This is a genomic window from Aminobacterium colombiense DSM 12261, assembly GCF_000025885.1.
Classification (GTDB): Bacteria; Synergistota; Synergistia; order Synergistales; family Aminobacteriaceae; genus Aminobacterium; species Aminobacterium colombiense.
In genome coordinates, this window is sequence record NC_014011.1 from 1,366,779 (window position 1) to 1,380,704 (window position 13,926).

General features: G+C 45.8%; 13 protein-coding genes, 1 tRNA gene and 1 other RNA gene. 6 read left to right on the forward strand and 9 right to left on the reverse strand.

What is annotated here, in order from left to right:
* Positions 1 to 428: 428 nt before the first annotated feature.
* The 5 genes from AMICO_RS06825 to AMICO_RS06845 form a co-directional block, all read right to left on the reverse strand.
* Positions 429 to 1,568: an MFS transporter gene (locus AMICO_RS06825; protein ID WP_041459371.1), complete on the reverse strand. Its 1,140-nt coding sequence runs from the start codon at positions 1,566 to 1,568 to the stop codon at positions 429 to 431.
* A gap of 367 nt (positions 1,569 to 1,935) precedes the next feature.
* Positions 1,936 to 2,670, reverse strand: a complete 735-nt coding sequence (locus AMICO_RS06830) for a M15 family metallopeptidase (RefSeq protein ID WP_013048719.1) — start codon at positions 2,668 to 2,670, stop codon at positions 1,936 to 1,938.
* Between the two features lie 12 nt (positions 2,671 to 2,682).
* Positions 2,683 to 3,972: a TRAP transporter large permease gene (locus tag AMICO_RS06835; RefSeq protein WP_013048720.1), complete on the reverse strand. Its 1,290-nt coding sequence runs from the start codon at positions 3,970 to 3,972 to the stop codon at positions 2,683 to 2,685.
* A 1-nt stretch (position 3,973) separates the two neighbouring features.
* Complete coding sequence (locus AMICO_RS06840; RefSeq protein WP_013048721.1) at positions 3,974 to 4,498, reverse strand: TRAP transporter small permease; 525 nt, start codon at positions 4,496 to 4,498, stop codon at positions 3,974 to 3,976.
* Positions 4,499 to 4,506: 8 nt separating this feature from the next.
* Positions 4,507 to 5,535: a TRAP transporter substrate-binding protein gene (locus tag AMICO_RS06845; protein ID WP_041459372.1), complete on the reverse strand. Its 1,029-nt coding sequence runs from the start codon at positions 5,533 to 5,535 to the stop codon at positions 4,507 to 4,509.
* A gap of 746 nt (positions 5,536 to 6,281) precedes the next feature.
* On the opposite strand from AMICO_RS06845, the gene AMICO_RS06850 reads away from it, so the two are divergent.
* Both AMICO_RS06850 and AMICO_RS06855 read left to right on the forward strand, forming a co-directional pair.
* The gene (locus tag AMICO_RS06850; RefSeq protein WP_013048723.1) at positions 6,282 to 6,848 is read left to right on the forward strand and encodes a C45 family peptidase; all 567 of its coding nucleotides are present in this window, start codon (positions 6,282 to 6,284) and stop codon (positions 6,846 to 6,848) included.
* Between the two features lie 11 nt (positions 6,849 to 6,859).
* A complete protein-coding gene (locus AMICO_RS06855; RefSeq protein WP_244392392.1) occupies positions 6,860 to 7,546 on the forward strand; it encodes a C45 family peptidase in 687 nt (228 codons plus the stop codon).
* Positions 7,547 to 7,770: 224 nt separating this feature from the next.
* Here AMICO_RS06855 and AMICO_RS06860 read toward each other — a convergent pair whose 3' ends face one another.
* Entirely contained in the window at positions 7,771 to 8,514 is a 744-nt protein-coding gene (locus AMICO_RS06860) for an SPL family radical SAM protein (protein ID WP_013048725.1), read from the reverse strand.
* A 548-nt stretch (positions 8,515 to 9,062) separates the two neighbouring features.
* Here AMICO_RS06860 and AMICO_RS06865 point away from each other — a divergent pair.
* Genes AMICO_RS06865 through AMICO_RS06880 form a run of 4 tightly spaced genes read left to right on the forward strand, consistent with a single transcriptional unit; the run spans position 9,063 to position 12,733 of the window.
* Complete coding sequence (locus tag AMICO_RS06865; protein WP_013048726.1) at positions 9,063 to 9,671, forward strand: TetR/AcrR family transcriptional regulator; 609 nt, start codon at positions 9,063 to 9,065, stop codon at positions 9,669 to 9,671.
* On the forward strand, positions 9,668 to 10,819 hold the full coding sequence (locus AMICO_RS06870; protein WP_013048727.1) for an efflux RND transporter periplasmic adaptor subunit: 1,152 nt from the start codon (positions 9,668 to 9,670) through the stop codon (positions 10,817 to 10,819). Before AMICO_RS06865 ends, AMICO_RS06870 begins: the two co-directional genes overlap by 4 nt.
* A complete protein-coding gene (locus AMICO_RS06875) occupies positions 10,816 to 12,021 on the forward strand; it encodes an ABC transporter permease (protein ID WP_013048728.1) in 1,206 nt (401 codons plus the stop codon). Before AMICO_RS06870 ends, AMICO_RS06875 begins: the two co-directional genes overlap by 4 nt.
* 1 nt (position 12,022) lies before the next feature.
* Positions 12,023 to 12,733, forward strand: a complete 711-nt coding sequence (locus AMICO_RS06880) for an ABC transporter ATP-binding protein (RefSeq protein WP_013048729.1) — start codon at positions 12,023 to 12,025, stop codon at positions 12,731 to 12,733.
* A 169-nt stretch (positions 12,734 to 12,902) separates the two neighbouring features.
* Here the strand turns inward: AMICO_RS06880 and ssrA are convergent.
* From ssrA to AMICO_RS06890, 3 genes are all read right to left on the reverse strand, one after another.
* Positions 12,903 to 13,254, reverse strand: a transfer-messenger RNA (tmRNA) gene (ssrA, locus tag AMICO_RS10060).
* Positions 13,255 to 13,716: an SsrA-binding protein SmpB gene (smpB, locus tag AMICO_RS06885; protein ID WP_013048730.1), complete on the reverse strand. Its 462-nt coding sequence runs from the start codon at positions 13,714 to 13,716 to the stop codon at positions 13,255 to 13,257. It abuts the tmRNA gene before it with no gap.
* 124 nt (positions 13,717 to 13,840) lie between these two features.
* Positions 13,841 to 13,918, reverse strand: a tRNA-Pro gene (locus AMICO_RS06890).
* Positions 13,919 to 13,926 lie beyond the last annotated feature (8 nt).

Consider the following 13,926-nt stretch of genomic DNA (forward strand, 5'->3'; position numbering starts at 1 on the left):
TTTGGGCCAAAACCTTATTATTCATAAACTTGATCTTTATGACGTTAACTTTCTTTGCTATAGCAATTATTTTTAAAGTTTTACAATGCGATGGAAACCCATTTCAAGACTCTATAGGACACGCTTATTGATTTTTCATAATCATGCGACATTTTATTGCCATACTTGAACAGTCAATAATTACCTTTGAAAATTACATAACACTATTAAAATTAATTGTATTGTACCATTTTTACATTTTTAGTGTTATGAATCCCGGAAGTGTATCTGCTTTTCTTGCTGTCTTTTCTTGTATTGACAGTTACTCTACGTCTAAGAACACTACAACACCCTAGCCTGCACAAAAACTCAAAATAAACATTAACGCCAAAAAGCAGGCCACTCGTAAGAAGGTTACTTGTTAAGTACCCGCTGGCTTTCCTAACGGACTAAAGAGCCTTCTTTTGGAAGAGGATTTTAAGGAGAACAAAGATCGCACTGACAATTGTTGTAATGGCAACAAAGAGATAAAGGAATCGAGTGGAGGGATTCTGGAAGAGAGTTCCTACACATTTCTGGAAAATGGGAGCCAAAAATTGCCCCAAATAGATGGTGGCCGATACGATGGCAGTAGCTCTGATGGAATATTCCGAAGGCACTCCCTGAGTGGCCTTGTAAAAGAATATGGGATATATGGAACGGTTAGAAAATCCTATAAGTGATGCCCCGATAAAAACCATGCCTATGAATGTGGAAAAGTAAAGGAATAAAAATCCGGCGCTTATTATGAACAGCATGACTGGCATAAAGAATCTTCCCGTAATTTTAAGGGTTCTTGGCAAAACAAAGCCCGACATGGCGCCAAAAAGGGTTGTAAATGCTATGGCAAAGCCAGCCATTCTAGAATCACCCAATCCATTGTTTTTAAGAAACAGGGCCATGGTAGGTGTTATAACAAAAAACAGAATACTGAAGAGAAGCATTATGAAAGCTACCTTGTAAACATGGGTAGGGAATTTCCCAGATGCCGATGTTGCCTTCTGTGATTTCCCGTGATCATCTGGAAGGGCTCGAAGTATTAAGAAGAAGACCGGCAATCCACATAGATAGATCAGAAAAGGGAGTCTCCATGATACGAGGGTTAGGTAACCGGAAAGAATAAGGGCAAACATCCCTCCAATCATATTTAGGGATGTGGACAGTCCAAGCATTTTCTGCCTTTCTCCCTCATCAAAAAAATCTGCTATCAGAGAAGTCGAAAATGGAACAACCATTCCAAGGCTAACACCTAATATCAAACGAAGTGCTAAAAGAACATATATGTTGCTGACCGCCCCGCCTAAAATTCCTGATACGGTAAAAGTAAGCAACCCGGCAAGAAGTACTTTTTTTCTTGAAAATCTTTCCGCAAGCCATATGGCCGCAAGAAGAGAGGGAACAATGGCAAAAGCATGAAGAACAACCACGAGTTGAACGAGAAAAATTTCTGCAGAAGAGAAATAGTCTGCCATCTCTGCAAGGGCAGGCGAAACGGCCGAGGTGGAAATGATGGTAAGGAGAGACAGTGAAAGAATTGCATATTTCAGCATTTGTGTCATTTTATCTTCCAATCCCAGGGAAATATGTTTACATCAAATTCTGGAAAACAAGATCCATTTCATTCTAACAGATAATAGAGATTAAATATTCTGATTCATTAACTTGTTTCCTGAACTGTGATGTTGCACTTGGTTGTTAAAAATTGATACAACCGGAATTTAAAGACATTGCCACTTCAAAAAGGGCTAGTTTTTGCATCGCAGAGACGAGGGAAAAAAGTATGTAACAGCATTACACAAAAAATCCTCCTTCAGTTTTGCAAACGCAACTGAAGGAGGAAAAACATATAGGGCTATTAAGCCTTTATAGTAAAAATTTTATCCAGAACTGATGCCGATATGTACTTATACTAAAAAATTATGGGGTTCTCCACGCGAATCTCGGAGAAGCTGGCCCGTAGATTGCGTTTTTTGCTCCAGTAATCAACGCCCAATTCTGATTGCCATAGTCGAAGTGCCACCACTCCTCCGGATAGTTTGTAAAGCCAGCCTTTTCCATAACGGCATGTAGCATTCGACGATTGCGCAATACAAACAGTTCTCTTTCTGAAAGAGTTTCACCAGCTTCGAGGCGATCTTCCAACCAGCGGGATTTTGAGCGATTAGATGTTTCGTCAAAGTCAGCTCCCATATCAAGCATCACGCCATCTTCATCAGCGATAGTACAATCCACTGCTCCACCTGTAAGGTGGGGGGAAGGGCGTGCTGGATCCTTTGACGGAAGTGCCACATATTTTGAAGCCATTTCCTGCAGGGTTTTCTCTGAGGCATCTGGATACTCAGAGCGAAGTCTTTCCACATAGGCGGAAAATAGCCCTTTCTGGAGCTTAACAGGCCTCCATCCATCGAAAAGCACAAATCGATAACCCTTTGGTAGATTCCTAGCTGCCGATACTAGCCTTCGAAAAACTTCTTCTCGAAGGTAGGCCTCGGGGAGTGCCCCTTTGATGCCCTCGAGATAATATTGTTGCAACACAACAACACGGTCAGGACAGAGACCTACAGGAACAACTGGCTCTCCGCTTTCCACTATGGGTAAAGTATATGCCTTGCTAAAGGAAAAATCGAACCGTGAAATAGGTTTGTCATACATAACTTGTCCCTCCTAAAGACCAAGCAGCCGCGGTATGAAGGTCGTAATCGGCGGAAATGCGATGATTATTAACAACACAAGCATGGAAACGCCGATGAAGGGCCAGATGTGAATAAACACATCCGAGAGTTTAACGCGACCAATAGCGGCAACAATATAATTGCACGCTCCCATGGGAGGCGTTATCAATGCTATCGTTACATTGAGTGTCATCACCACTCCAAAATGAAGGGGATCTATTCCAGCCTTTATCGCCAGCGGAGCGAAGATTGGTGTCAGCAGCGACAATGTGGAAACTTCCTCCATGAACATGCCGATGGGGAAGATTATGGCTGAGAACACGATCATTAGCAGAAAAGGACTCTGAACAAGCCCGCTCTGGGTAAGGAACATGGCAAAGCGCTGGGGCACCTGATCCCATTTGAGGAGCCATCCTATAATAGTAGCGGCGCCCATAATGAGAAAGATGGAGCTGGTTAATCGGGCTGTTTCATAAAGCGATTCCCAAATGCCCTTTAAGGTTAATCCCCGTGTAAGGAAGACACCTACAATAAGACAATATGCGACAGCCAGTGCACCAGACTCGGTGGGCGTCACTATGCCGGTCACTATTCCACCGATAATAATCACAGGGGCTAAAATGGCGCTAAAGGATCTTTTGAGAGTTTTCCCTGCCTCTGCGCGAATAGCCTTAGAGTCTAGTATTGGCATATTGTTCTTGCGAGAGTAGAAATAGTTCATAACCATAAAGGCACCACCCAAAAGAAGCCCAGGGAGAACACCTGCCGCAAAAAGCCCGCCAATGGAAGTATTCGTCATTGAGGCGTAGATAATCATGAAAACGCTCGGCGGGATAATCGGACCTATGAGCGAGCTGCCAGCTGTCAACCCCGCAGCATATGGAGGTGAGAAACCATCCTTGACCATAGCCGGAATAAGAAGCGTTCCTAGCGCGGAGGCATCAGCTGCTGCTGAACCGTTAACGCCTGCCAGAACTATTCCTGCTACAACATTCACGTACCCTAACCCTCCACGAACAGACCCCACGAGCAGGCGGCTAAATTCCAGCAGACGATCCGTTAATCCTGATTTATTCATCAGAATGCCTGTAAGGACAAAGAATGGTATAGCCATTAAAGCAAAGGAGTCCATGCCTCCATAGAATTGTTGTGCAAGCACTCGGATCAGAGACCAGTCTCCTAAGGCTATTATGCCGGTAAGTGCTGTAGTAACCAGGGATAGATACAATGGCATCCCTGAAAACATTAATATGAAGAAAGAACCCAGCATTATCAAACTCATATTATGGGGAGACCTCCTTCTCCGCGTCCTCGCACATGTGCGATGAAGCATAGGAAAGATGCTTAAATACAACAGCTATAAGCAATAAGAAAAAACCTACGGGAATCGATAGAAGTGGGTAGGTTTTGGGAATATTGAGGGCCATGGTTTTCATGTGCGACATACCCATGGCATTTTGGTAGCTCAGGTATATCATAAGACACAATATCCCTGCCGTTATGACAAAAAGCAGTTGTGACGCAAGTTTCTGTAACGCCAAAGGCAACTTTTTAATAACAAAATCGATAGTCATATGGTCCCCGTGCAAAAAGGCGCCGCATGCACCTAGCATAACCAGCCATAAAAGCGCAAAACGAGCAACTTCCTCGGTCCATATCATAGAACTTCCAGTAAAATATCGTTGAAAGATACCAAACAGAATATCCGCGATCGTAAGAGTGAGGAACGCCACAGCGCCCCAGGCGCTGAGGCGTTCCAGTCTTGTGATCCAAACGGATACCCCTGGTTTCTGGGTAAAATCCGTCATGAAATTTATTACTCCTTTGCTTTTTCGTTGGCAACCTTCGCACTCTCAAGGGCGAGGTCTATCCACTCCTTGCTCATCTTATCACTTAGCCACTTCGCAAAAGCGGGCTGGCCTATGTTACGGAAAGAATCCATTTCTTCAGGGTTAGGAGCATAAGCTTTCATCCCTTTATCTACAAGGAACTGGACATAAGCTGCATCCTGCTCTTCCATGGCTACCCTGTTCAGAGCATTAGCTTTTTTGGCCGCTTCTGTAATAATTTCTCTTGTTTCTGGGGAGAAACTGTTCCACATATCGCCGTTTGCAACGAGGAACTGGTCAGAATACTGGATGTTTGCGAGTGTGAGGTAATCCTGCACTTCATAAAGGCTTCCCATCTTAACGTAGACTGCTGGATTCATCTGTCCATCAACAACACCAGTTTTGAGTGCCATGTAGATTTCTGTCCATGGAATCGGAGTGCCGCTGGCACCAAAAGCCTCAAAAAGAGCAACCTGTCCTTCATCCATGCCACGGAATTTAAGGTTTTTAAAATCTTTAGGGCTTTTGATTTCTTTCTTATTGTTTGTGAAAGCAAGGAATCCGCCTTCTTCAACGGCTTCAAGTAAAACAATACTGCTTCTCTTCTGGAATTCTTCCTTGGCCTTTGCCCAATATTCGCCCTCGTCAAAGAAGTAATGAGCGGCCTTATAGCTATCGAACATAAAGGGAACAGCCGATGCATAAATCTCAGGGAAAACGGGGGCAACACCAGCAAAGGACGCAAGGTTGAACAGTGGCTGATTCATCCCCTGTTTGGACATAAGTTCAATTCGTTCTTCTTCGTTTCCAAGCTGGCTATCAGGGAAGAGTTTTAGAGTAATTTCTCCCTTTGTTCCTTCTTCGACAAATTTCTTAAAATTGACAGCGTAAAGGTGCAGACCGTTGTTCTCCTCATCTGCGGGACCTGTATAGGCCATTTTAATTTCCGTTGCCGCAAAAGCCATTCCACATGTCAACATAACGATACTAAGTGCTAATACAAAAAGCCGTTTCATATTTACCACTCCTCTACATTATGATAATGAAATTTTGCAGATTACCTGGCTCCTGGCACAGAACTAATCTGCTACCAAGGTACGAAAAGCCTATGAATACTAGTTTCTGAGCAAAATTACCCTCAGAAAAGTTTTCTTGGAGCTTTCTAGAAAATTACCAGATTTTTGCGGATGCCAAATAGGCAAATGAGCCAAAATAAACAATAACAGCAACCAACAATTCATACGACAGAGAAAAAGCACAGCCTTACTGAACAAGTTTGCCCTATTAAGCTTGGCACAAAAAGGCACTTCAAGTCTCTCGTTATAAATTACTTATGGGGCGTTCTTGTTCGGAAAGACCACAACCCAAAATCCATGCGCTAAATACTTTTTCATAATGTAACTCTTCTTCTCTCAGTGCAGACGCAACGTTTTTCCCATAGCCTATACAATTTCTATTTCTATTTTTAGCAGATTAGCCGCATCACATCTGGAATACTAACACAAAAAAGCACAATATTAGTGTTAGTATAAACAACAAATAAAATTTATGCAACTAAATTTAACCACACTATTTTTACAAAAGGAACAATATCTTCAAAAGAAGAAGCGCACTTTTTATGCGTTACTATCAAAGCTAGATGCTTTTTGTGTATCAAGGTGCCGTTGCCAAAAGAAAATTATTATGAATTTATGCCTGACAGCGGTAGTTCAGCGAGATGGTCAATTAAGATTACTTACTACTTGAAAGGGAGGCATTATTTATGAACACTCGCATTTCCATGATACGGCGCGTAATATTCTGTATCCTGCTTTTTTCTTTTGTATTGATGGACGCCTTCACACCACTGCACACTTTTTTACCCCCAGCCTATGGGGGGGAAACCTCTCAAAATAAAGAAGCGCTTATTTTCATCGATGAGTTTGAGGGGGGGCGGGCATACGTGACTAAAACCGGTCGCTATTCCGTTCTCCAACTGAACGGGTCGTGGCATCAGATGGGGCGCCAGTACGGCGCTCTGGTTTTCAAGAATTTGCAGGAATTTCACCATTCCATCGTAGCCGACATGGAGAAAAGAGGCCTCTGCAAGAAACAGATCTCTGGCATTTACGAAATATATTCAGGATACTCACTGCCCATGAAGGAGCTCTTAGCGGGCATGGCTGAAACATCAGGGCTTACTTTGGAAGAACATATACTGCTTGATGGATCTTTTTATACGTTGCCGGAATTCGAATTCATGAACCTCCCAGGCCAAAACGAGAATAGGGAGTTTCATCACCCAGAACCGCAGACGGCAAACTGTACTTCGCCCGTAACTGGGACATGACCCCCGATGCCATGCGACCATATCTCAAACACCTTGCCTGTGTGGTGTTCAATCCTGAGGAGGGCCAGAGTTTTGCCAATATCCGACCAATCGGGCAGGTGTACGTTGAAACAGCATTTAACGAGTCAGGAGTATTTGTAGAAATGAACAATGGCGGGGCATCTGATCCAGGCATAAATCCTGATGGTACCTTTGTTGTTACGAAACTTTTCGACCTGATTCATGAGAACGGTACGCTGGAAGCAATGGTCCGGGGGTTGCAAGAGGCTAAACTTGACCAGTCTTCCATCATTCAGGTGGCCGATAAACAAAGGGCCGTATCTGTAGAGATTCCCACTTTTGGATTCCGCGTGCTTGAACAGCAAAATGGTGCCCTCTACGCACTGAACAACTTTGCCCGCCCAACTCCCCTCGAATGGAAAGGGTGGGTTGTGGAGATTCCCGATGGACAGTACGACGATCGACAATTGAATCTGGACCGCTTGTTCGCTTCCCCCCAATGGCAATCGGGTGTTACCCTCGACATGGTCAAAGATATGATGAACAAAAAGATTGAAGACGGAGGAGCGGCACTCTATATGCCGCCTTTCGGTACGGTCATCCAGGTAATCACAGTTCCCGAAGACATGGTCGTGTACTTCCGAAGCTACGGATATTCCAATTGGGGAAAGGTTGATCTATCGAAGTTGTTTGAATGATGTGAGCAGTAACGTCTGACCAACCTGTTCCTCGACAAAATGCAGCCCTCGAAGAAAAGGCAAAAGAACTTATCGGCGCGGACAGATATGAAAGAACTGAAGACCGAAAATTTTAGATAGCAAATTTAAATAATTTGAAGATGGTCACCCATGTTCATTTGTAATATCGCAGTCATAGATCTGAAACCACACACTGTAAACGTATCTTGCCCGTTGCACAGCTTTTAGAACACTACCGAGCACTCAATACCCAAACGAAAGCAATCAGACCTGATCTGCTGGCTTACCCGGGTGAAATATTCCTCTGTCATATACTCTTCTAAACCATATTTCTTATAGACAAAGTCTGCATAGTGGTAGTTCATACGATCCACCAAAATGTAATCAACAGTCCCAGTCAGCAGGTTAATCAGTTTTTCCGCACCCGGAAGAAGTGGAGCAATCATCGCATAGGTCCGGATTCCCTGCCGATGTAATTCTACAAGAGCGTTTATTCGCTCAGGTATAGACGGCGCAGCTGGTTCAAACAATCTTCTTATGCTGTCATCTGCGGTCGTTATGGAGAACCCTACTTCTATATTTTTTGCTCCTCTGAGGATGTCCATATCCCTAAGGACCAATGGAGAGCGGGTCTGAATCACTACAGGCCAGTCTTCGCGAACCAATATCTGCAAACATTGCCTCGTGAGCTTGTATCTTCTCTCTAAGGGCTGATATGGGTCACAGACGCCACTAATCCAGACTGTCGCCTTCTTTTTCTTACATATCTCTTTCTGCAGCAACTCTGCAGCATTAACCTTCACATCAACAAACGCACCCCAAGGTTCATTGTGACCAGTGAACTTTTTCATATACCGGGCGTAGCAGTAGGTGCAGGCATGCTGACAACCGACATAGGGGTTGATGACATAGGGGTAGATTTTTGAGGCTGAAAGAATGCTCTTGGCTTGTATTTCCCGAATAATCATGAAAGCCTCCTTATTTGCATAGGTTCTGCGCTGCTGGCAGGTAATCTGCGTCAGGGTATTCCATGCCCTTACAATCCATATTGCCCCACTCACCGTTTGCAAAAGTCACCTAACAAAAAACTGCTATTGCAAAGATTATCGCACGACCTTGATCAACGACAGAACTCTATCTGGTGAGACGAGGGGATTTGAGAAAGCTGAATCAAAAAACAACCACACAACACCAGAATAAACCCAATAATATTGCCATAAAGCTCGACTGAAAGTCCACATATCGACACCAACTCTTGAAGCCAGGCTCCTACAATAAACGGTACAATCCCACCCAAACCGAAAGTTTCGCTTGGGGAAGCAAAAGCGAAAGACTATACTCCGTGCTCAAAATGCTATCCCGCTGACTGAAAGAAATGAAGACGAGCTGAAGACTAAAAGTGCAGAGCGGGTTGTAAAGAAGACCACCCTTTAGCATTAATAGTTTAAAAAACGGTTGACAAATTACTTCTTATGATAAAAGATAGTAATTGATTACTTTCTTTGTGGAGGTTTATATGAGTTCATCAAACAAATATCTTTCTAAAGAGAAACGAAGAGCGATGACGGTAGAAGCAGTAGTCGAGTTGGCTGGGGAACAGAATCCGAGCGAAATTACCACAGCTGCCATAGCCAACCGCATGGGATTGACTCAGGGTGCTCTTTTTCGCCATTTTCCAAACAAGGATGCTATCTTGCAAGCAGTTATGGAATGGGTAGCCGAACGGTTAATGTCTCGCATCGAAAAGGCGGTAGACGCAAAATCCTCCCCTCTTGGCGCACTTGAAAGCATGTTTATGGCGCATGTAGATTTTATAACAGAGCATCCCGGTATTCCACGTATGTTATTTAGTGAATTGCAACGTTCTGAAGAAACTGCCCCTAAGCAGATGGCACAAACACTCACTCTGCGTTATAAAGAGCGCCTCAATCATTTGTTTGAACAAGGGAAAAACTGTGGCGAGCTTGACGAAAAGCTTGATAGCGAAGCTGCGGCTACTCTCTTCATAGGCTCTATTCAAGGATTGGTCATGCAATCGTTGATAGCTGGAGATGTGAGCCATATGCGCCGCAATGCTCCGAAAGTTTTTGCCATCTACCAGCGGGGCATAAGGAGTGCACTATGAAAAGATTGCCTATCAAAATACGTACACTGGCACTGATATCTATACTTGTGCCTCTGTTTGCGCTTTTTGTCTATGTTGCCTTTCGCTCGGGGCCACTTGCTCCTGTATCTATTGTGTTGACCACAGTCGAGAATAAGAGCCTTTCACCAGCACTATTCGGCATCGGAACTATTGAAGCTCGTTACACTTACAAGATTGGCCCAACGTTTGCGGGCCGGGTCAAAAGTTTGGATATACACGTAGGTGAGCATGTGAAGGCGGGGCAAGTGCTTGGCGAAATGGATCCGGTAGATCTTGATGGACGTATCAAGGCTCAAGATGCCACTCTGAAGCGAGCGAATGCTCAAATAAGTGAGGCGCAGGTGCGTAAGAATTATGCGAAGACACAGGCTTTACGCTACGAGCAGTTACTTAAAGCGGGTTACACCAGTGAAGAGGTGGCAGACGCTAAACGACAAGAACTGTTGGTTGCGGAAGCAGCGCTGACTGGGGCACGTGAGGAGCTATCTCGTGTACGTTCCGAGCGAGAGGCATTAGAGGCGCAGCGCAGCAATTTGTCTCTGATTGCACCAGTTGACGGATTGATCGTATCACGTGATGCCGATCCTGGAACCACCGTAGTTGCTGGCCAGGCTGTCGTAGAACTGATCGACCCGTACTCACTGTGGGTCAATGTCCGCTTCGATCAAATTCGAGCGCGTGGCCTCGCCGCCGGTTTATCAGCCCAGATCAGGTTACGTTCCCAGGCGGGAGAAATGCAGACAGGGCGTGTTCTACGAGTCGAACCATTGGCAGACGTAGTTACTGAGGAAGTATTGGCCAAAGTTGTATTCGATCAAATTCCTGATCCGATGCCACCAATCGGTGAACTGGCCGAGGTCACGATTACCCTGCCAACGCTTGCGGCAGCGCCAGTTATCTCTAATGCCGCTATCCATCACATTGATGGCAGATTGGGCGTGTGGCAGGTTATAGATGGTGATCTTCGCTTTACACCAGTTTCACTAGGGATCGCTGATTTGGAGGGCCGCGTACAGGTACGAGAAGGACTCAAAATTGGCGACCAGGTAGTGATCTACAGCGAAAACCCATTGAATGAACACAGCCGAATTCACATTGTTGACCATATTCCAGGGGTGACACAATGATCAATTTGGCAGGTCGCGACATTATGCACTCCTGGGGAAAGTTCGTCTTTACCGCCATGGGGCTTGGCCTGCTGATCGGCGTTACTCTATCCATGGCTGGCATCTATCGCGGCATGGTGGATGACGCTAAGGTACTACTCGACAACAGCGGTGCTGATCTCTGGGTGGTACAAAAGGACACGCTTGGTCCTTACGCTGAATCATCAAGCATCTACGATGACACCTGGCGCGGGATACGAGGCATGCAGGGCGTGGATCAGACAGCGAACATCACCTACCTCACCATGCAAGTACGCAAAGAAGTAAGAGATGTACGCGTCATGGTTACCGGCATCGCACCCGGAGAACCAGGAACACCAGGCTGGCCGCCTTATCTCGTAGCAGGACGTCAGATCACCCGGAGCCATTACGAGGCCGTTGCCGATATCGCCTCGGGATTTAAACTTGGTGAACACATCCAGATTCGACGTAACCAATACACCGTGGTTGGCCTGACTAGAAGGATGGTTTCTTCCAATGGTGATCCCATGGTGTTTATTCCACTTAAAGATGCTCAGGAAGCCCAGTTTCTAAAGGATAACGATGCCATACGAGAACAGCGCCGACGAACAGCTGAAAACCCGGCTTTCAACCAGCCTGGAGTGCCTGCTTTGCTTGATGCGGTTATTGCCTCGCAAAGCACCAACCCTTACGTCAACGCTATTTTGGTGCGGGTTGAAACAGGTCATGACCCAGAAGAAGTCGCTGAATCGATCCGCCGCTGGAAGCGCTTGACGGTCTACACTCGCAGTCAGATGGAGGAAATTCTTGTCGGCAAGCTGATCGCCACCTCATCAAAGCAAATCGCGATGTTTCTTGTGATCCTTTCGATTGTGAGTTCGGTTATTGTCGCCTTCATCATCTACACGCTGACACTTGGCAAAATAAGGGAAATCGCCGTGTTAAAACTGATCGGCACAAAAAATCGCACCATTGTCGGTTTGATTGTACAACAGTCTATTGCTTTGGGCTTGATCGGTTTTGTGGTTGGGAAGATCTCGGCGACTCTGTTGATGGCACCTATTTTTCCCAAATATGTGCTGCTGGAGCCTCTCGACTCAGTTCTTGGTTTTATCGCCGTGATTATGATCTGCGTCATGTCGAGCATTATAGCCATTCGTGTCGCTCTTAAGGTCGATCCGGCCGAAGCCATAGGAGGTTAATATGACTGGTAAAGGCATTCGCATCTCAGGGTTGAGAAAACGCTATGGAAGCGGCGATACTGCTGTTGACGCTTTGAAGATGGTAAACATGCACGTTGCGCCTGGGGAAGTCGTTGGGCTGATTGGACCTTCAGGTTCTGGCAAGAGTACGTTGCTTAAATGCTTAGGTGCTGTGATAGAGCCGACTGCTGGGCAAATGATGCTCGGAGATGACGTTATTTATCACGATGGCTGGAAGGTCAAAGATCTTCGCGCGCTACGTCGTGACCATATCGGCTTTGTATTTCAAGCGCCGTATCTGATCCCTTTCCTAGATGTTACCGACAACGTCGCACTGCTGCCTATGCTGGCGGGGAAACCTAACGCCGAAGCGCGTCAACAAGCAATAGAATTGTTAAAAGCGCTTGATGTGGAGCACCGCGCCAAGGCTATGCCATCTCAACTCTCTGGTGGCGAACAACAACGAGTGGCCATTGCACGCGGTTTGGTCAATCGCCCTCCGGTAATATTGGCCGATGAACCGACTGCCCCCCTTGATAGTGAGCGTGCGCTGGCGGTCATCAGAATCTTGAACGATATGGCCCAAAGGTTCGAGACTGCTGTTATTGTCGTTACCCACGATGAAAAAATAATCCCCACCTTTAAGCGCATTTATCATATCCGTGACGGAGTAACCTATGAAGAGGAAGGTCAAGGGCGCAGTTTTGAGTAAAAGCTTCTCTGTAGCAGGCGATTTTAAAAAACGTCCGGTGACGGCGGCACCGTACGATAGCCTAAGACAATCGTTAAAAGCGGCCACAAGCTAGGGCCAAAATTTATGAAGAAAGAAAACCCGCCTACCCAGAGAATTACTCTGGAGAGACGGGTTTGTCTTTTATAATTGGTGGAGGCGCGGGGACTTGAACCCCGGTCCGACAAGGGCCAGCCGTGGAAGCTCTACGAGTGTAGTTCCTGTTTTAGTGTCGGATGCAGCCCCCCAGGAACAGGATGCCGCGCTCCCTAGCCCCTTTATCTTTCTCACAGAGCCAGAGGCACTCTCCGCGAGGCATTCACCTAATTGTGACGCCTGTCAGCAGACCGGTGACTAATCTACTGAAGACGTGGCTGAACTAAGCAGCCAGTGCGTAATTATTATTGTTGACGTTTATTGTTGTCCCGCCGTTTAACGAGGTTGCGGAGTCCTCGACCCGCTCTTCCAGACCCTCCATCTTGCCGTCGAAACCAGTCGCCCCCCTATTCTCTATCTTCTCGCCGCAAGGCTCTCGCCATAGATCGTTTTGCATCTCGCTCCGCTATGGTGTCCCGTTTGTCGTGTTCTGCCTTTCCCTTTACCAGTGCCAACTCTATTTTTGCATGCTGCCCGTTTTTTATATAGATGGAAAGGGGCACGAGGGTTAAGCCTTTTTCGCGAATTTTGCTGTTCAGTCGTATTATCTCTGCTTTATGAACAAGAAGCTTTCGATCCCTTTCTGGTTCGTGGTTATAATAGCTTCCCTTCTCATAAGGGGAAATATGTACGCCAATAAGCCACATTTCGCCATTTCGAATGAGAGCGAAGCTGTCTTTTAAATTGACCTTGCCGGCTCTCACCGACTTTATCTCTGTACCAGTGAGTACAATGCCGCACTCAAAGGTGTCAAGTATAAAGTAATCATGCCTGGCTTTTCTATTCACTGCGACTTTATCTATGGCCAAATTATTTCCCTCCACGGCTGATTCTAGCAAAATAGTCAGTATTAGTCAATTTATTTTTTTGTCCCTTAACTGGTGGTTATAATAAAAAAATCCTGGCCAAAAAAGCCAGGATCATTCTTCTATATGGTCGGGGCGAGAGGATTCGAACCTCCGACCTCCTGGTCCCGAACCAGGCGCGCTTACCAGGCTGCGCTACGCCCCGAACGGCGA